Origin of the sequence: Pseudomonas sp. 1 R 17 (assembly GCF_900067035.1) — a bacterium.
Classification (GTDB): Bacteria; Pseudomonadota; Gammaproteobacteria; order Pseudomonadales; family Pseudomonadaceae; genus Aquipseudomonas; species Aquipseudomonas marginalis.
The window spans coordinates 165,105-182,662 of the sequence record NZ_FKLB01000058.1 but is presented as its reverse complement, the minus strand read 5'-3'; the positions used below and the strand labels follow the sequence as shown (position 1 = coordinate 182,662).

Annotated in this window: 17 protein-coding genes; 3 read left to right on the top strand and 14 right to left on the bottom strand. The window is 62.4% G+C overall.

Translation table 11 applies throughout. From position 1 onward, the window contains the following. From BFP99_RS21815 to BFP99_RS21765, 11 genes are all read right to left on the bottom strand, one after another. Complete coding sequence (locus BFP99_RS21815; RefSeq protein WP_065948171.1) at nucleotides 1-1,209, bottom strand: glycosyltransferase WbuB; 1,209 nt, start codon at nucleotides 1,207-1,209, stop codon at nucleotides 1-3. Next, nucleotides 1,209-2,186 carry a GDP-L-fucose synthase gene (locus BFP99_RS21810; RefSeq protein ID WP_065925164.1) on the bottom strand — a complete coding sequence of 326 codons (978 nt, stop codon included), beginning with the start codon at nucleotides 2,184-2,186 and terminating at the stop codon, nucleotides 1,209-1,211. Before BFP99_RS21810 ends, BFP99_RS21815 begins: the two co-directional genes overlap by 1 nt. 2 nt (nucleotides 2,187-2,188) lie before the next feature. Further along, complete coding sequence (gmd, locus tag BFP99_RS21805; RefSeq protein ID WP_065925163.1) at nucleotides 2,189-3,310, bottom strand: GDP-mannose 4,6-dehydratase; 1,122 nt, start codon at nucleotides 3,308-3,310, stop codon at nucleotides 2,189-2,191. 69 nt (nucleotides 3,311-3,379) lie between these two features. Next, nucleotides 3,380-4,315, bottom strand: a complete 936-nt coding sequence (locus BFP99_RS21800; protein WP_027608682.1) for a glycosyltransferase family 2 protein — start codon at nucleotides 4,313-4,315, stop codon at nucleotides 3,380-3,382. Nucleotide 4,316: 1 nt separating this feature from the next. After that, on the bottom strand, nucleotides 4,317-5,276 hold the full coding sequence (locus BFP99_RS21795) for a nitroreductase family protein (protein WP_159440249.1): 960 nt from the start codon (nucleotides 5,274-5,276) through the stop codon (nucleotides 4,317-4,319). 14 nt (nucleotides 5,277-5,290) lie between these two features. After that, entirely contained in the window at nucleotides 5,291-5,842 is a 552-nt protein-coding gene (locus tag BFP99_RS21790; RefSeq protein ID WP_065925161.1) for an acetyltransferase, read from the bottom strand. Further along, the gene (locus BFP99_RS21785) at nucleotides 5,839-7,002 is read right to left on the bottom strand and encodes a polysaccharide pyruvyl transferase family protein (protein WP_065948170.1); all 1,164 of its coding nucleotides are present in this window, start codon (nucleotides 7,000-7,002) and stop codon (nucleotides 5,839-5,841) included. Before BFP99_RS21785 ends, BFP99_RS21790 begins: the two co-directional genes overlap by 4 nt. Beyond that, entirely contained in the window at nucleotides 6,999-8,174 is a 1,176-nt protein-coding gene (locus BFP99_RS21780) for an O-antigen ligase family protein (RefSeq protein ID WP_065948169.1), read from the bottom strand. The genes BFP99_RS21785 and BFP99_RS21780 overlap by 4 nt, the downstream gene beginning before the upstream one ends. After that, nucleotides 8,171-9,484, bottom strand: coding sequence for a lipopolysaccharide biosynthesis protein (locus BFP99_RS21775; RefSeq protein ID WP_065925158.1), 1,314 nt, complete (start codon nucleotides 9,482-9,484; stop codon nucleotides 8,171-8,173). The genes BFP99_RS21780 and BFP99_RS21775 overlap by 4 nt, the downstream gene beginning before the upstream one ends. Nucleotides 9,485-9,489: 5 nt before the next feature. After that, on the bottom strand, nucleotides 9,490-11,709 hold the full coding sequence (locus BFP99_RS21770; protein WP_065948168.1) for a polysaccharide biosynthesis tyrosine autokinase: 2,220 nt from the start codon (nucleotides 11,707-11,709) through the stop codon (nucleotides 9,490-9,492). Nucleotides 11,710-11,750: 41 nt separating this feature from the next. Next, nucleotides 11,751-12,191 carry a low molecular weight protein-tyrosine-phosphatase gene (locus BFP99_RS21765; protein WP_065925156.1) on the bottom strand — a complete coding sequence of 147 codons (441 nt, stop codon included), beginning with the start codon at nucleotides 12,189-12,191 and terminating at the stop codon, nucleotides 11,751-11,753. Nucleotides 12,192-12,421: 230 nt separating this feature from the next. Here BFP99_RS21765 and BFP99_RS33735 point away from each other — a divergent pair, with 230 nt between their 5' ends. Continuing rightward, nucleotides 12,422-12,730: a phosphomannomutase gene (locus tag BFP99_RS33735; protein WP_235865593.1), complete on the top strand. Its 309-nt coding sequence runs from the start codon at nucleotides 12,422-12,424 to the stop codon at nucleotides 12,728-12,730. Continuing rightward, nucleotides 12,727-13,059: a hypothetical protein gene (locus BFP99_RS21755; protein WP_065925155.1), complete on the top strand. Its 333-nt coding sequence runs from the start codon at nucleotides 12,727-12,729 to the stop codon at nucleotides 13,057-13,059. The genes BFP99_RS33735 and BFP99_RS21755 overlap by 4 nt, the downstream gene beginning before the upstream one ends. Here BFP99_RS21755 and BFP99_RS21750 read toward each other — a convergent pair. Then, nucleotides 13,011-13,634, bottom strand: a complete 624-nt coding sequence (locus BFP99_RS21750) for a hypothetical protein (RefSeq protein WP_065925154.1) — start codon at nucleotides 13,632-13,634, stop codon at nucleotides 13,011-13,013. The genes BFP99_RS21755 and BFP99_RS21750 overlap by 49 nt on opposite strands. Before the next feature lie 255 nt (nucleotides 13,635-13,889). On the opposite strand from BFP99_RS21750, the gene BFP99_RS21745 reads away from it, so the two are divergent. Next, the gene (locus tag BFP99_RS21745; RefSeq protein ID WP_065948167.1) at nucleotides 13,890-14,972 is read left to right on the top strand and encodes an LLM class flavin-dependent oxidoreductase; all 1,083 of its coding nucleotides are present in this window, start codon (nucleotides 13,890-13,892) and stop codon (nucleotides 14,970-14,972) included. Between the two features lie 73 nt (nucleotides 14,973-15,045). Here BFP99_RS21745 and BFP99_RS21740 read toward each other — a convergent pair whose 3' ends face one another. Together BFP99_RS21740 and BFP99_RS21735 are read right to left on the bottom strand one after the other, a co-directional pair. Beyond that, nucleotides 15,046-15,840, bottom strand: coding sequence for a class II aldolase/adducin family protein (locus BFP99_RS21740; protein ID WP_065948166.1), 795 nt, complete (start codon nucleotides 15,838-15,840; stop codon nucleotides 15,046-15,048). A 725-nt stretch (nucleotides 15,841-16,565) separates the two neighbouring features. Beyond that, nucleotides 16,566-17,471, bottom strand: a complete 906-nt coding sequence (locus BFP99_RS21735) for a LysR family transcriptional regulator (protein WP_027608694.1) — start codon at nucleotides 17,469-17,471, stop codon at nucleotides 16,566-16,568. Nucleotides 17,472-17,558: the final 87 nt, after the last annotated feature.

The following is a 17,558-nucleotide window of genomic DNA, read 5'->3' as shown; positions in this document are numbered from 1 at the left end:
TCAGACCTGTGCCATAAAGCGTTGCAGAATACGTTCCTTGTCGAGGAACTCCTTGGCGTAGTTCAGCGCCACCTCATTGTGCGCGGGCAATGCCAGTGCCCGCTCGATCCCTATGTTCAGCGCGGCGACGGACTCCGGTTCAGCCAGCACCGCAATGCCCGGGTGTTCCTCGCACAGGCGGCCGAGGGTGGTGCCGGGGTCGGCGGTGATGATGGCGTGGCCGCCCACCGCCAGGATATTGGTCAACTTGGAAGGCAGCACCGCGTCCGCCACCCCGCGCTTCTGGATCACCAGGTGCACGTCGGCCGAGGCCAGCAGCACCGGCAAATCCTCGTAGGGCTGCAACGGCGCAAACAGCACGTTGCGCAGGCCATCGCGCTGCACACGCTCGAACAAGCGGGCCTTGCCGGTGCCCTGGCCGACGATCAGGAACACCAGCTCCGGGCGATCGGCATAGGCCTGGGCGGCGTCAAGGATCAGTTCCAGGCCCTGCTTCTCGCCGATATTGCCGGCGTACAACAACACCCTTTGGCCTGGCGCCACACCCAGGCGCTGCAGCAGCCCGGGGCTGCGGGGCACCTGGCGAAAGCGGGCGGTTTCCGACCAATTGGGAAAGAACAGCAGGCGCTTGCCGTTCACGCCTTTGCCCCGGGCCTTGTCGAGCATGCCGCTGGAAATCGTCGAGACCCGGTCAAAACGCCGCAACAGCCAGCGTTCAAGCCCAAACGCCAGGCGCCGCACAAGGGAGCCGCCACCGATGCCGAGGCCGAACATCGCGTCCACTTCGTAATCCTGGATATGCAGCACCGAGCGCGCGCCACTGAGCTTGGCCAACAACAGTGCCTGGGGCGCACAAAACAGCGTGGGCACCACCAGGATCACCAGGTCCGGTTTCCAGCGCCACTGCCCCATGACCGCCAAAAACGAACTGGCGGAAAAGCTCATCAGGTGCAGCAGGCGCGTCAACGCCGTGGGCTGGCGTGGCACATACAGCGGGCAGCGAATCACCGTCACGCCGTCGTCCTGCTCGGTGCGAAAGCGCCACGGCGAATAGCCCTCGCCCACCTGCCACTGCGGGTAATACGGCGGCGCCGTCACCACTCGCACCTCATGGCCCTGGCCTGCCAGCCAGCGCGCCTGTTCACCGCTGTACTTGCCGATGCCGGTGAGCTCCGGGCTGTAGTTGATGCCGTACAGGAGGATCTTCATCAGTGGCCCCGAGGCTGTTCGAGGGCCGCGAGATAGGCGTTGTAGGCGTCACGCAGCCCCTCTTCCAGCGGCACATAGGCTTCCCAGCCGAGGGCGTTGATCCGGCTCACATCCAGCAGCTTGCGCGGTGCGCCGTCGGGCTTGCTGGCGTCGAAGCGCAACTGCCCCTTGAAGCCGGTGACCCGCACCAGCGCCTGGGCCAGTTCGGCGATGGTGCAATCCACCCCGGTACCGACGTTCAAATGCGAACGCATCGGCTGGGTCTGCTCGCGGTAGCGTTCCTGGCTGAGCTCCATCACATGCACGCTGGCCGCCGCCATGTCATCCACATGCAGGAACTCGCGCCGTGGTTTGCCACTGCCCCAGATCACCACTTCCTCATCGCCGCGCTGCGTCGCCTCATGGAAGCGCCGCAGCAAGGCGGCGATCACATGGCTGTTCTGCGGGTGGTAGTTGTCGCCCGGCCCGTACAGGTTGGTGGGCATCACGCTGCGGTAATCGCGGCCATGCTGGCGGTTGTAGCTTTCGCACAGCTTGATCCCGGCGATCTTGGCCACCGCGTAGGGTTCGTTGGTGGGTTCCAGCGCGCCGTCGAGCAACACCGCTTCGATCATCGGTTGCGGGGCATGCACCGGGTAGATGCATGACGAGCCGAGGAACAACAGCTTCTCCACGCCATGGCTGTGGGCGGCGTGGATCACGTTGGCCTGGATCATCAGGTTCTGGTAGATGAAATCGGCCGGGTACGTTGCGTTGGCGTGAATCCCGCCGACCTTGGCGGCCGCCAGGTACACCTGGTCCACACGGTGCCTGGCGAAGTACGCCTGCACCGCCGCCGGGTCGAGTAGGTCGAGCTCGTCACGGCCGGCCGTAAGCAACTGTGTGTAGCCCAAGGCCCACAGGCGCCGCACGATGGCCGAGCCGACCATGCCGCGATGGCCGGCCACGAAGATTCGCGCATCGAAGTCACGTGCCATGCTCAGTTCTCCACGGCAATCGGTGCGTCATGCCCGTGCAGGCGCAACAAGGCGTGGCGCTGGGCGACCTTGAGGTCTTCGCGAACCATCTCCGCGCACATTTCCTGGGCGCTGATTTCCGGCACCCAGCCGAGCAGGCGCTTGGCCTTGGACGGGTCGCCCAACAGCGTCTCGACTTCGGCCGGGCGGAAGTAACGTGGGTCGACGCGCACAATCACATCGCCCACCAGGATGCCCGGCGCCAGGTCGCCGTCGATCCGCTCGACCACCGCCACCTCTTCCACGCCCTCGCCGACAAAGCGCAGATGCAGCCCCAGTTCCGCCGCCGACCAGCGAATAAAGTCGCGCACCGAATACTGCACACCGGTGGCGATGACAAAGTCCTCGGGGTGTTCCTGTTGCAGCATCATCCACTGCATGCGGACGTAGTCCTTGGCGTGGCCCCAGTCGCGCAGTGCATCCATGTTGCCCATGTACAGGCACTGTTCCAGGCCCAGGGCGATGTTGCTCAGAGCGCGGGTGATCTTGCGGGTCACGAAGGTTTCACCGCGACGCGGCGACTCGTGGTTGAACAGGATGCCGTTGCACGCATACAGCCCATAGGCTTCGCGGAAGTTCACGGTGATCCAGTAGGCGTACAGCTTGGCCACCGCATAGGGCGAGCGCGGGTAGAACGGCGTGGTTTCCTTCTGCGGGGTTTCCTGCACCAGCCCGTACAGCTCGGAGGTCGAGGCCTGGTAGAAGCGGGTCTTCTTTTCCAGGCCCAGCAGGCGGATCGCCTCGAGGATGCGCAAGGTACCGAGGGCATCCACATCGGCGGTGTATTCCGGCGAATCGAAGCTCACCGCCACATGGGATTGGGCGCCGAGGTTGTAGATTTCATCGGGCTGGATCTGCTGGATGATACGTGTCAGGTTCGACGAATCCGCCAGGTCGCCATAGTGCAGGACCAGGTTTTTACGCAGGGCCTGCGGGTCTTGGTAAATATGATCGATACGCTGGGTATTGAACGACGAAGAACGTCGCTTGAGGCCGTGCACGGTATAGCCTTTTTCCAGCAGCAGCTCGGCCAGGTACGAGCCATCCTGACCGGTGATCCCGGTAATAAGCGCGACTTTATTCATGTCTGTCTCCCAATTGATAGGCGAGCGAAGGCCGACACCCAAACTTGGGTGTTTGTTAAAAACGCTCAGTTACTTCGGTGTGGGCAGGTTCAAGTTATGGCCGGTCAACTTTGAGAGTTCCCGGACAATGGCTTCCTTATCGTTTAAGTGCGCAATCGCGGTTTCCAGTTCGAGCACTTTGGCGCCCACCAGAAAGCGGTACCAATAGCCCTGGAGCAGGTGATAGACCAGGCCACTGCGGCCATCGAGAAACCCCAGCTGGATGATGTAGCGCCACAGGAAATACGCGGTGGAACTGAGGGTGAACGGCACGCGGTTGTACACGCGGTTCTTGACCAGGCGCTTGGCCTTGGCCTGGAACGAACTCTGCCCGGCATGCAGTTCATCGCGTATCGCAAACAGCCCCAGCCGCGCGTTAAGCACTTCAATCGCTTCGCGGGTGGCGTACTGGTTGTGCTTGTGGGTGAAGAAGGTCAAGTCATGCAGGTTATGGTCGGCAAACCCGCCGTCGAGGGTGATGGTGCGGCCCTCGGCGACCGAGATGTGCTCGTCCATCCAACGGTCCTCCATGCGCCCCTGGCCGGTGCGCCACAGCCGCAGCATCTTCAACGGGTAGCGGCCACCATGGCGCACCCAGCGCCCCATGAAGATATGCTTGCGCTTGAAGTTGATGCCGGTGATGTCGCGGGCCAGGGTCGGCAGCCGGGTATTGATCGCGGCGGCAAGGTCGGCCTCGATGATTTCGTCGGCGTCCAGGCGCATCGTCCAGTTGCCGGTAATCGGCAGGTGATCCAGCGCCCACTGGAACTGCTTGGCCTGGTTGACGAAGGCGTGCTGCACCACCAGCGCGCCATGGCGCCGGGCGATGTCGCAGGTGTCGTCGGTGGAAAACGAATCGACCACCAGCACTTCGTCGCTGAAGGCCCGTACCGACTCGATGGCCCGGGCGATATGCAGGCTTTCGTTGTAGGTGAGGATGATCACACTGACGGTTTCGCGCTTCATATCAGCCACCGTGCATCTGCAGGACTTCGGTGGTGAGCCGGCGCGGTGAACGCGCGGCCCGGAAGTGGCTTTCCAGGGGCAGCCCCACGGCGATCATCATGATCAACCGCTCGCTGGCCGGGATGGCGCCGATGCCACGGATCTTCTTTTCCACCGAATTGAGGATCGCCAGGTTCAGCGGGCACGCGCCCAGGCCATTGGCGTGGCAGGCCAGCAGCAGGCCCATGGAAAACAACGCACCGTCGACGTAAAGCTGGTTGCGCTGCCCCGCGCCGCCCCAGGCGGTGACTTCGGACGTGACCACAAACAGGTTGTCCACCGACTGCGCAAACCCGCGCGAGCCGCCTTGCAGCTCCAGCAGCTGCGCGATCACCGCGCGGTCCTGATACACATGCACCCGCGACGACTGCCGGTTGCATTGCGAGGGTGACGACTGCGCCAGCTCCACCAGGGACGTCAGCAGGCCACTGTCGATCTTGCCGGCCTGGAACATGCGGCAACTGGAGCGCGATTGCAGGAACGCCTTGGCATCCAGCCCGCCATTGCCCAGCCACGGCGCTGCACGCTTGATACCACCGCTGCCGGCGGTGCCGTCGCGCTTGAGGTGCTCCACATAAGCATCCAGGTAAAACACGAAGTCGTCGCTGATGCCGAGGGTGCGGTGCAGCTCGAGGTAACCCTGGAACGCGCCGAGGGCCATCTCCACCGGCAGCGCCGAATACGTGCGGTCGTATTCGTTGAGCATATGGATGATGCCGTTGATCTTGTCCTTGCCGAACAGCGGCTTGGGTTCCTTGAGGGACAGGCCCTTTTCCACGGTGTGGGTTTCGATGAGGATTTTGTAGAACAGCTTCTTGTTGCGGCTTTCCAACGGCGAGTAACCGTTGTGGCGAATAAACGTGAGCATGTCGCGAAAGAACTCGCTGACGAAATACATCAACTTCCATGCCTTATCCATCATGGGTTTCACCTGTTTCATAGTGCGATGTCTCTCGTTTTGAGGGGGCGGCACGGCGCACCGACGCAAATCATCCAGGCCGGCTGGCTGGCCGTGACCACCGAGCGCGCGCCGACCACGCAGCCCTCCTCCAACACACAACCGGGGTGGATAAAGGCCTCGGCGGCGACCCACACGTGGTCCTTGATCACGATCTCGCGAGTCACCAAGGGCCGCAGCAGGCTGCGGGTGTCGTGGCTGCCGGTGCACAGGAAGCTGCGTTGGCTGATGGTGACTTTGGAGCCCAGCGTGATTTTGGCCATGGCGTACACATCGACCCCATCGCCGATGGCGGTGTAGTCGCCGATCTCCAGGTTCCACGGCGCCCAGATGCTGCACGTGGGCGCGATGCGGCAGCCCACGCCGACCTTGGCGCCAAAGCAGCGCAGCAACCAACGCCGCCAGTTGTGCAGCATCCAGCGCGGCGTAGGACGAAACAGCAACTGATAGACCATGCCCCACAACAGCCGGCGCGCCTTGTTGCTCCGCGGCAGGGTGTCGACGTACTTGAGTTGCGCGAAGTCGCTCATGGCCGGATCGCCGCCAGTTGTTCCAACAGGTAGCGCTCGCCCACCTGTTGCAGGGCCTGGCGCCGGGCCCGCACCGCCAACCAGTCGATGGGCGCCGCGATCAAGGCGTGCACCTGGTCGGCATCGTCTGCCGGCAGGAAGCGTTGCGACAGCTCCAGCTTCTCCAGCAGGTTGCGCACACGGGCGTTCAGCGAGGCCTTGTTGCCCGGTAACCCCACGGCGATAAACGGCTTCTCGAAAATGATCGCGAACACCGTGGCGTGGAAGGAGTTGGTCACCACGTAGGCGCTCTCCTTGAGCAACTTGAGCCAATCCTGTGGGCCCACCTGCACGGTCTCGCCGATCTGCCGCCAGCGCCGGTGCGCGTTATACGGCGAGACAATCGGCCCGGCCACCTGACGCGACAGCGCCTGGGCCACTTCGCGCACGCCCACGCCGGTGCGCAGCGCATAGCAGAACACGTGGCCGGTGCGGGTCTGGGTGGACGTGGCGAGCAGCGCCGAATAGTCGCGGTGCAGCAGCGTCGGGTCCGGCACGCAGTGGGCAGCCAGCCCCGAGACCTGGTGCACGATGCTCACCCCGCTCTCCTCGCGCACACTGATCGCCGACAGTTGCTTGAGCAGGCCCTCGGCTTCGGCGTGGTACTGCGGCTCCAGGTATTCCTTGCCGAAACTCGCGGCGTAGGAAATGCGCCGGATCGCCTTGTCGCAGTCGAAGGCCAGGAAGTACGCCGGGTCGAGGCCGGTCTGGCCCGAGGGGTTCCAGATCTGGTCACTGCCGGCCACCAGCAACTGCTGGCCGGCCACCGCCTGGTTGAGCTGGTGGGCGTGGGCGTAGCGCGGCGCCTGGATATTCAGGAAGCGCGTCTTGAACGCGTGGAACTGGCGCGACTGGGCATTCGGCCCCAGCACCCGGGTTTTCAACGCCAGGGCCTTGAGGTACAGGGCCTTGAGGTTGGCCTTGAGCTGGCGCGGGTTGAACAGCTGGCGGATCTCGCTGCCATCCTCCACGTAGGCCGGGTGGTAGTTGATCAGGCTTACCTGCAAGCCCTGTTGCTGCAACCAGCGCTGCAAGGCATAGGCTTGCAGCACCGCGCCGAAGTTTTCGCTGAAGTGGTACGTCAGTATCCCGGCCCTGATGGGGCTAGCAGGTGCGTTCATGATCCAGCCTGTTTCAGTAAGTAATTGGGGTAAACCGCCTGGCGTGCAGGCGCAGCCTTGTTGAGCAGGCCGATGAACATCGACCACACCAGCAGGTAGCTGCCATCGAACGTGGTGAAGAACTGGTAGCTGGTCTTGAACGAGAAAATCAGCAGGATCGCCACCATGGCCAGGGATACCGGGCTGCGCGGCAAACCGCTGAACAGCAGGCAAAACAGCGCCACGCCGAGCACCCCCAGCTTGGCGGTCACGCCCCAGTAGCCGTTCTCGATATCGAACTTGGAGTTCTCGAACCAGCGCTCGTCATTGGTGGGCACGCCGGGGGTCAATTGCTTGGCCAGGCCATTGCCCAGGAACACCGTGGCCGGGTTGTCGAGAAACGACTCCTTGGCATGCGCGATCTCGAACGCACGGGTTACGTCCTCGCCCTTCTCCTCGAACAGGTAAGTGGCAAAGCGCGACACCGCCAAGGGGCTGGCATAGAACGTCAGCGTGCCCAGCGCGCCGATGGCCACCACCAGCACCGCCAACGACTTGAGCTTGCGCTGGGTAATCGCCGACAACAGGATCATCACCGCCATCGCCGCGAGGATGGTCTTGGACCCGGCCGCCAGCAACGTGACCGCGAGGATCAGCATCAAGCCGACCCTGCGCTGGCAACAGGCATAGAAAAACAGCAGCACCGCCGAGCTGGTGGGAAACAACATGATCCGCCCGACTTCGTCGCTGGACTTGGACGCGGCGTTGGTCAGGTCGATGCCCACGCCATACAGGCTGACCTGCAGCAACTGGCCAAGGGCGAAGATGTAGATGATGCGTTCGAGGATGCGCCGGTAGTTGACGCTATGGGCCAGCGCGATTTTTTCCACATTGGCCAACACATAGCTGTACCCGGCCAGCAGCAGCACAAAATAGAAAAACGGAATGCCGGAACGCAGGAACTGGTACAGCGAGATCTTCGCCCCACTGCTAACCAATACCTGCAACACACTGGACGCGACCACCAGCGCCAGCAATGGCAGCGCGCGGGTAAAGCCACGCGCCGCGTACACCACGAACGGCAGCAACAGCAGCAGCGCCACCGGTTGCGAGAGGTTGTTGCTCAGCGCCAGGGGCAAGGCGAAGAACGTCAGCGGCAGGTAGAGGGTCAGGCGCGCCTGGGACAGCATCATGGGCCGACCTCCCCCACGCGAATCACCCGCAGGTACACCAACACCACCAGTTCCGGCAGCGACAGCAACAGCGACGCGCCCAGCAGCGGATCGATGCGCTCCTTGCATGCCAGCCACAGCAGCAAGGCCATCACGCTGCTTACGGCATAGATCACTGAGGTGAGGGTGTGGCGATTGGTGGAAATCAGCATCGCCGCGAGGATGAACCAGGCCACATTCAAAATCGTATGGGAGCCGATCAGCGCCAATGACAGGCGATCGACCTGCACCAGGCCATGGCTCCACAGCAGGATGACCTGCGGCCCGGCCCAGATCCCGGCGACATACACCAGCAGGCACAGGCCCAGTACCAGGGAGCTGGCGCGCTGGGTAAAGCGTCGTGCCTGTTCGAACTCGCCGCGCCCGGCCAGCCGTGAGATCTCCGGGGTCAGGGCGTTGCTGCAGGTGATGCCCAACTGGATGATCAGCCGCATCAAGGTGCGCGCCATGGTGTAACCCACCACCACCGCCGGGCCGGCGATCTGGTTGAGCACTTGCAGGCCGCCTTGCAGGGTGATCGCCTGCGCCAGCGGGATCGCCGCGCTGCCCAGCGCCGGTTTCCAGATACCACGGAACTCGGCCCAGGACGCCGACGCCAGCCCCAGCAGCGGCCAGGGTGAAATCCGCCGCACAAACAGGGTCACCAGCACCAGGAACAGCACCTGGCTGAAAAACATGCCCTGGGCCAATTGCAGTTCGGAGCCACCCAGCAGCAGTACGACGATGGACAGCACAATGTCCAGGGTCCTGCGGTTGGCCATGATGAAGACGCCGCCGACGGTTCTGTCGATGGTGCGAAACCAGGCGTCGATCGGCCCACCCAGCAAGCGCGTGCACAGGTAGCCGGACATGAACAACACCACCAGGCCGGCTTGCTCGGCGGTCAAGGTCTTGAGCCCGAGCAGTGACACCCAGTCGAGCCACTGGCCCAATGTCAGGGCGAATACCAGCACCAGCGCCACCACCGCCAGGGTAAAGGCCAGCGCGGTCTGCACACTGCGTCGCGCCCCCGGCACATCGCCCTGGCTCGCACGCAGCGTGGCGCTGGTGGCCGACGCCTGGGCCACCCCCAGGTCCAGCAGGCTGAGCATCGACGGAATGCCGGTGAGCACCAGCCAATCGGCATAGCGCCCGGTGCCCCAGGCGTGCAGGAAGAACGGCACCAACACCAGTTGCGCCGCCAGCGTCACCAGTTGGGTGTAGCCGTAGCTCAGCACGTTGAGGCGAAACCGTCGCGACAACGAGCGCGGCATTTCAAGCACTTTGCTCATGGTCATCAGGCCTTGTCGGACTGATAGGCGTAGCTGTAGTAGCCGTAGTCGCCATAGCCGTAGCTGGCGGACCGGCGTTTTTCCACACCATTGAAGATCGCACCCTTGAGCTCGATGCCGTTCTGATGGAAGCGGCGCAGGGTCAACTCGATCTCCTTCGCCGAGTTCACGCCAAAACGGGTGACCATCAGGCTGGTGCCGGCCTGGCGCCCGACAATCGCGGCGTCGGTCACCGCCAGCAATGGCGGCGTGTCGATGATCACCAGGTCATAGCGCTCGCTGACTTCGGCCAGCAACGCGGCGAAGTTGGGGTGCATCAGCAGTTCAGACGGGTTGGGCGGGATCTGCCCACGGCCTATGAAATCGAAGCGCTCCACGGCGGTCGGGTGAATCGCTTCCTGCAGATCACAGCGCTTGGCGAGCAGGTCGGACAACCCCGCCTCCACCGCCTTGCCGAGCATCTTGTGCAAGTAGCCCTTGCGCATGTCGGCATCGATCAGCAGCACGCGCTGGCCCGACTGCGCGACAATCGCCGCCAGGTTGGCCGAGACAAACGTCTTGCCCACCTCGGGGCTCGGGCCGGTGATCATCAGGCGGTTGTTCCTGGCCTCGAGTATGGCGAAGTGCAGGCTGGTGCGCAGGCTGCGCATGGCTTCCATCACCAGGTCATGGGGGTGATTGACCGCCAGCAGCGACGGCGCGACGGAACGCCCCTTGGCCGCGTTGGTTTCCTCGGCCTTTTGCAACAGGCTGAAGGGGATCGAGGCGTACACCGGCAGGCCGAGTTTCTCGATCTCATCCGGGCTTTCCAGGCCACGGTTGAGCAGGCTGCGTACCAGCACGATGCCTACCGAGAGCATGCCGCCGAGCAGCATCGCCAGCAGCACCACGATGACCTTGCGCGGCGCCACAGGCTTGGCCAGGTTGACGTCGGCACTGTCGATCAGGCGCACGTTGCCCACGGTGCCGGCGCGCATCACGTCGAGTTCCTGGGAGCGGTTGAGCAACTGGGTGTAGATCTCGGTGCCCACTTGCACGTCGCGAGTCAGGCTGAGTAATTCCTGCTGGGTCGTGGGCAAGCCTTCGACGCGCTTGGTCATCTGCGCCTGCTTGGCGTTGAGTTCCGCCAACTTGGCGATCAAGGCACGATAAGCCGGGTGCTGGGGGGTGAACTTACGGTCCATCTCAGCCTGTTGCAGCTTGAGTTCGGAGATGCCGGTATCCAGGGCCACCACCTGGTCGAGCACGGCCTTGGCTTCGAGGCTGATGTCGATGGATTTGCTGCGGGTCTGGAAGCGGTTCAAGGCGTTCTCAGCCTTCTCCAGGTCGCGCCGCACCTGGGGCAACTGGTCATTGAGGAACGACAGGCTCTGCGCCGCTTCGGCCGAGGTGCGGTCGACGTTCTGCTTCACATACAGGTTGGCGATTTCATTCAGCGTCCGCACCGCCAGGGCCGGGCGCGTGCTCTCCAGGGACAGGCTGATGATGCCCGACTCCTTGCCGCGCTCAATGACCGTCAGCAGGTCCTGATAGTCGGCCACCGCGTCCAGGCGCGGCTTGCGCACGATCTTGAAATGCGCGCCCGGATTGGCCCGCAGCTCCTTGACCAGCACCTCGACGCCCTCGGCGGCAAACGGCACGCCGACGCTTCCTGCGGCGATCTCGACGCCGTCCTCATCAAATAACGTGTAGGCCTGGGCCTCGCCGGCCACCAGTACCAGGGTGGTCCCGAGCAACGCCGTCGGCAGGTTCAAGCGGCTCAGCACCAGGGCCTCGCCCCCTGCCGACCAGCGGCTGAAACCGAACAGCGGCGGCGCAATATCGCCCTTGTGTTCAGGCGCATAACGCCGCGCGAGGAAGCCACCGATCAACGGAAAATGCTGCGGCGTGACAGTGATGTCCAACGCCAGGGTATCGACGGTCTTGCCAATGATGGTGCGCGACTTGATCAGCTCGATCTCGGTCACCGCCGGCGATTCCTTGCCCAGCAGGCTGCTGACGTCGGAGAAACCGAGCATGTCGTTCTTCTTCGGCTCCACCTGGATCAACGCATTCGCCTGGAACACCGGCGCCGACAGAATGGCGTAGGCGGCACCGATCAGCATGCAGGTGCCGGTGATCCCGGCGATCAGCCATTTGTGATCGATCAGGTTGCCGAGCATGCCGAGCACATCGATCTCGTCACGGTGAGGGCTTTCAGGGGAAGCGTTCTGGGGTGAATACATAAATCGCGTCTTCGTCCTTGCAATCGTTTAAAGAGGGAGCGTCAGCGCGCCAGGCGCTGGGCCCAGGCCTGTGCGGCCTGTTCGATCAAGGCATAGGCCTGCACAAAGGCGGGCTTGCCCTGGCGATAGGGGTCGGTGATCTCGCGATCGTGCTGCCACTTGCCCAACAGGAACACCTTGCCCCGTGCCTCGGGGGCGAGGTCGAGCACGCCGTCGATGTGCCGTTGTTCCATCACCAGGATCAGGTCGGCCTCACTCACGGCGCCGGCGTCGAGTTGCCGGGCCCTGTGCACCTGGGGCACATGCCCGTGCTCCGCCAGCACCTGCCCGGCCAGGGGCTCCAGCGGATGGTCACGCAAGGCCGCCAGGCCCGCCGAACTCACCTGGATCCCGGAAGGTGCAAGCGCAGCACCCAGCAAGTGTTCCGCCGTGGGGCTGCGGCAGATGTTGCCGATGCACACAATCAATATCTTTTTGAACAAGGCAACCTCCCACGCACCGCACACTTATTCTTCGGCAAAAGGGACGACCTTATTTAATGAGCTGCAACTAACGACCGAGTAATTATGACCACAGCCTACAAACCGAGACCATCTATCGCGCAAGACAAAAAATAACAATCCCGGTATTGACCGACTAAAACTAACATTCCGGTATTTTTGCACCGCCCCATAATAAAGTGCGATTTGAATGCACCAGACAGGGGACGGCCATGAACACGTCAAAGTTATTGGTAGAGCGTATTGGCCTATTTCCTTCTTCGGGAAATATTCATGTGGAAGTGCATGATTCAACCCATGTCGTCGAACGCCTGCAGGTGCTGTATGCGGATAACTCACTGGACAGCGACGCGTCCGGCGCCGGGTTTTCCATGGTGTTCGCCGACTGGCGCTTCAAGTTGCAGGTCAGTGACCCGTTGTCGGTGTGCCTGTGCGTGGAAAGTCGCGGCGACAGCCAGTTCATGCAGGTCAAGACGGCCGAACTGCTGGCCAATATCTGCGGCACCGAGGAGCGGCCATGAGCCTGTGGGCGGGCTTGAGACGCGGCTATGCGTTGCGCAGGCTGACGGGGATGTTCGAGGGGTTTGCCGAACCGGTGCAGGGCGCGCAGTACCAGCGCAACACCCGGGCCATCGGCCATTGGCTGGACCTGTTGCGCGGCAGCTCCCCCCAGCAGATCACCCATGCGCTGTTCCAGCAGATGAAACGCGCGCGGCGCCGTGGCAATGCGCAACGGTTCAACGCGCAGACCACCCTGCTGGCGCTGATGGTGGAAAGCAACCTGGCGCTGGACCTGGCGACCTACTCGGCCTTCCTGTGCGCGGTTTCCAGGCGCCAGGCAGGCTCCTGATGGGCCTGGTCGGCACCTGAGAGGGTCACTGCGACGCGGTTGAGCAGCCACTCCGCGTTGTACTTGGGCACCAGCCCACAGACCAGCAAAAACACCAGCCCGCCGCCGATGAACACGGGGGATACCTTGATGGGCGCGGCATCAATACGCCACAGGAACACACTGGCCGCTGTCGCACCCAGTGCGGCACCGGCCAGGGCTTCATTCAGCGGATGTATATAAGGCGCGACACAATAAGCACTGAACCCGATACTTATCACTAACCCCACCAACGCCGCCGGCCAGCGCCAGGCCAGGTTGAACTGGCGGGCCAGCAAACTCGTTGCCACCGTGACCATCAAACAGGTGTTCATGGCATGGCCACTTATTACAGCAATATCCAAGTGCTGGAAGGATAAGCCCCAACCTTTAAACAGCAACTTGCTGGCCGCCACGATCGAATAAGTAATACCCAGCGTTATTATCCAGGCCCGCAATGCCCACGGCGTGGAATACCTTAACCAGACAGCAATCATCAGTGCGGCCGGAATCATGACGGTAATGCCGCCATATTGCGCAAGTTCTGCCCGCATCACTGCTTAACCTTCGAGGTGCCGTTTTCGGCGCTCATCAGACCTCAGGCCCAAAAAAAACACAACGTTATCTAGCGTCAGCAACACCTGCAAAATGCAATTTACTGATTACTACATACAGATATGATTCTGTATTTTAATAATTAGGTTAGAACCAAACGGCATTTTACACAGGCTGTCGCGGCCCCTACCGTGGACGAGCATGACCGACCCCCTGCCCGGCGGAGGTACTCACTCCCTACTCGACAAGGACAGACCATGAGCATTGAATTCATCGGCTATATCGGCGGTCACCACGCTTCCGAGATCCACCCACGCAGCGGCCCTGCCCTGCAACCGGACTACGTGGAAACCGTGGCCCGCGCCCACGAAGACGCCGGTTTCGACCGCGCGCTGGTGGCGTTCCATTCCAACAGCCCGGACAGCACGCTGATCGCCGCCCATGCCGCCAGCGTGACGAAAAAACTGCAGTTCCTGATCGCCCACCGTCCGGGCTTCGCCCAACCCACCCTGGCCGCCCGCCAGTTCGCCACCCTTGATGTGTTCAATGGCGGGCGCACCGCCGTGCATATCATCACCGGCGGCGACGACCGCGAACTGCGCGCCGATGGCAGCCATATCGGCAAGGACGAACGCTATGCGCGCACCGATGAATACCTGAGCGTGGTCCGCCAGGAATGGACCAGCGATCAGCCCTTCGACTTTGCCGGCACCTACTACCAGGTCGAAGGCGCGCACTCCGCGGTGAAGTCGCCGCAGCAGCCGCATATCCCGCTGTATTTTGGCGGCTCTTCCAAGGCCGCGATTGAAGTGGCGGGCAAGCATGCCGATGTGTACGCGCTGTGGGGCGAAACCTATGAGCAGGTACGCGAGATCGTGACCCAGGTGCGCGCCGAAGCGGCCAGGCATGGGCGTACGATTCGCTTCAGCCTGTCGCTGCGACCGATCCTCGCCGAGACCGAAGAACTGGCGTGGGCGCGTGCCGACAGCATCCTGCAACAGGCCACCGAGTTGGCAGAGAAGAATGGCTTTGTGCGGCGTGAACCGCCGAATGAAGGCTCGCGCCGGTTGCTGGCGGCGGCGGAGCAGGGCTCGCGGCTGGACAAGCGCCTGTGGACGGGGATTGCGGGGTTGCTGGGGGCGCAGGGCAACTCCACCTCGTTGGTGGGGACCGCCGAACAGGTGGCAGAGGCATTGGTCGATTATTACGACCTCGGTATCACCACCTTCCTGATCCGTGGGTTTGATCCGCTCAATGATGCGATCGACTATGGCAAGCGGTTGATCCCCCTGACCCGGCAGCTGATTGCTGAACGCGAGCAGGCCAAACAGGTCGCGTAAGCAAGAACACCACAAAACCCATGTGGGAGGGGGCAACCCCTCTCCCACATTTTGATCTTCACCTGGCTCGAAATCAGTTCTTGTAGTCCGTATCAGTCCGCTCCAACTGCCGAATCAGCGCATTCCAATGCCGCGCCACCCCCGGTCCTTCGCCACTGGCAAACACCTTGGCCTGTTGTTCGACTTTCTCCACCACTTCGGCCGGCGGGAAGATCAACTCCGCATTCCCCGCTGCCTGCGCCGCGACCTGGATATTGCAGGCGCGCTCCAACTGTTGCAGCTGCACAAACGCATGTTCAACGCTGACACCGGCGGTCAACAAGCCATGGTTGCGCAGGATCATCACGCTCTTGTCACCCAGGTCCGCGACGAGGCGCTCACGTTCGTCCAGGTCGAGGGCCACGCCTTCATACCCGTGGTACGCCACGCGTCCGGAAAAACCAATGGAGTGCTGGGAGATCGGCAGCAGGCCGTCCTTCTGCGCCGACACCGCAATGCCGTCGCGGGTGTGGGTGTGCAGCACCGCCTGCAGGTCATGACGTGCGCCGTGGATCGCGCTGTGAATCACATAGCCGGCGTAGTTGATGCCCAGGCCGGTAGGGTCATCGACGATAGTGCCGTCGAGGTCGACCTTGACCAGGTTGGACGCACTGATTTCATCGAACAACAACCCGAAGGCGTTGATCAGGAAATGCTCCTCCGGCCCCGGTACACGGGCGGAGAAATGGGTATAGATGTGGTCGGTCCACTTGTACAAGGCAGCCAGGCGATAAGCGGCGGCCAGTTTGACGCGCACCTCCCACTCTTGCGGGGTAACGCGCTGGCGAACATTGCTGGTGAGATTGGTGATCGAGGTGACGCTGCTCATGGCAAAACTTCCTGGATGGCCTTAAGGACTTCCAGGCAAGCCTAGGGGATGGCCGAAAATAATAAAAAGCACATTTTAATCTAAGCTAATTATTATTTTTTTTCATATAAATCGTACCAATAATACAGGGCAAATGTGGGAGATCCCACAACCTCTTCGACGCAGCGCTGTCGCGCAGCAAACTGTGGCGAGCGGGCTTGCCACAAGAATGCGGTCGCCTGAAATTGTTCAGGCAAGACTCAAGACTTCAGGGTGAAATTTTAACCCCCTAAAATCATTCAGTTATTTTAAGTTTGATAAGAGGGGGCTTGCCCCCGATGGCCATGAGTATCTCCCGCAACGCTAACACCGATGCGAAGCGAGCCGCCCTTGATCTTGCTTTAGATCTTGATCTCAGGCGCCCCGTTAACCACGCTGGCCGGAATCCGATAGTGATTTGGGGGGGGTAAACCGGCAGGGATGCCGGTTTAGCCGCCCCGCGCCATGGATGGCGCGTGGCGGCGGCCCCCCACATCACTGTCGGATTACGGGCACACCGAGCCTAGGCGAGGTGCCGAGTGGTGGGGCAAGAGCCCTTTGCTTACTTTGGGGCTTTTCCAAAGTGAGCCGCCGTCAGGGCGGAACCCTAAGCCGCCGTTACCGCGGCAATGGATATGTACCCGGTCCAATCCAAAAAAATGGTCGGCCCAGAGGCCGTCATCGGGGGCAAGCCCCCTCCCACAGGCTTACGCGGCGTCGCGGACTTTATGCAGCGACGCCGCCACCCGCTTGCCAAACGCATCCACCGGCCCCTGCAGGTTGCCCAGGAAGTGCGGATAGATCAGCCACAAATCCATCACCGGCTTGAAATCCTTGAGCGGCATCACCGCCAGTTGCTCGCGGTGCGCACTGCGTTCCAGCAACGGCCGTGGCACCAGGCCCAAGCCCAGGCCGTCGGCCACCAGGCCCAGTTGCAGTTCGGTGCCGAAGGTCTCCAGGTTGACCCGCAGGGCCAGGCCCTGATCGGACAAGGTGCGCTGCAACCCGGCACGGAAGCCGCAGCCGTCCGGGTTGAGGACCCAGCCGTTCTGGTACACATCGGCCAGCTTGCAGGGTTTCTTCGGCAGTTGGGCCTTGGCGCAGACCACCACCAGTTCCATCTTGCCGATGGACTCGCCGACGATGTTGTCCGGGAAGATCTTGCCTGCCGGGAACAGCGCCGCCGCCGCGTCCAGTTCGCCGCGTTCGATCTTGCCCACCAACTGGCTGCCCCAGCCGGTGGCGACCTGGGCACGCAAGTCGGGGTATTCGCTGCGCAGGTGCTTGAGCGCGTCCAGCAGCACCACGTCGCCGATGGTCTGCGGCACACCCAGGCGCAGCAGGCCGGTGGGCGGTGCGTCGGTGGCCACCAGCTCGCGCAGGGCATCCATCTCGCGCAGGATCAACCGGCACTGCTCATAGACGCGGGTGCCGATCAATGTCGGCTTGAGGGGTTTGGTGTTGCGGTCGAACAGCTCCACGCCCAGCGCCTGCTCGAAGTTCTGCACGCGGCGGGTAATGGCCGGCTGGGTCAATTGCAACGACTCGGCGGCATGGCTGATGGACTGGCAACGAATCACTTCGACAAAGGCATCGATATCGTCAATTTTCATTTGGGCCGCACATAGAGAACAGTCATTAAGATGTGTGTGAAGCATAGTTGCAGGAACGTGGCGTGAATAGCCCGTGCTGCAATCGAT

Bases quoted from the DNA above. Each gene is read 5' to 3' on its own strand.
- BFP99_RS33735 (WP_235865593.1), top strand. From the start codon at position 12,422: ATGAACACGTCAAAGTTATTGGTAGAGCGTATTGGCCTATTTCCTTCT.
- BFP99_RS21770 (WP_065948168.1), bottom strand. From the start codon at position 11,709: ATGTATTCACCCCAGAACGCTTCCCCTGAAAGCCCTCACCGTGACGAG.
- gmd (WP_065925163.1), bottom strand. From the start codon at position 3,310: ATGAATAAAGTCGCGCTTATTACCGGGATCACCGGTCAGGATGGCTCG.
- BFP99_RS21735 (WP_027608694.1), bottom strand. From the start codon at position 17,471: ATGAAAATTGACGATATCGATGCCTTTGTCGAAGTGATTCGTTGCCAG.
- BFP99_RS21780 (WP_065948169.1), bottom strand. From the start codon at position 8,174: ATGATGCTGTCCCAGGCGCGCCTGACCCTCTACCTGCCGCTGACGTTC.
- BFP99_RS21785 (WP_065948170.1), bottom strand. From the start codon at position 7,002: ATGAACGCACCTGCTAGCCCCATCAGGGCCGGGATACTGACGTACCAC.
- BFP99_RS21775 (WP_065925158.1), bottom strand. From the start codon at position 9,484: ATGAGCAAAGTGCTTGAAATGCCGCGCTCGTTGTCGCGACGGTTTCGC.
- BFP99_RS21810 (WP_065925164.1), bottom strand. From the start codon at position 2,186: ATGGCACGTGACTTCGATGCGCGAATCTTCGTGGCCGGCCATCGCGGC.
- BFP99_RS21795 (WP_159440249.1), bottom strand. From the start codon at position 5,276: ATGATGGATAAGGCATGGAAGTTGATGTATTTCGTCAGCGAGTTCTTT.
- BFP99_RS21815 (WP_065948171.1), bottom strand. From the start codon at position 1,209: ATGAAGATCCTCCTGTACGGCATCAACTACAGCCCGGAGCTCACCGGC.
- BFP99_RS21745 (WP_065948167.1), top strand. From the start codon at position 13,890: ATGAGCATTGAATTCATCGGCTATATCGGCGGTCACCACGCTTCCGAG.
- BFP99_RS21755 (WP_065925155.1), top strand. From the start codon at position 12,727: ATGAGCCTGTGGGCGGGCTTGAGACGCGGCTATGCGTTGCGCAGGCTG.
- BFP99_RS21800 (WP_027608682.1), bottom strand. From the start codon at position 4,315: ATGAAGCGCGAAACCGTCAGTGTGATCATCCTCACCTACAACGAAAGC.
- BFP99_RS21790 (WP_065925161.1), bottom strand. From the start codon at position 5,842: ATGAGCGACTTCGCGCAACTCAAGTACGTCGACACCCTGCCGCGGAGC.
- BFP99_RS21740 (WP_065948166.1), bottom strand. From the start codon at position 15,840: ATGAGCAGCGTCACCTCGATCACCAATCTCACCAGCAATGTTCGCCAG.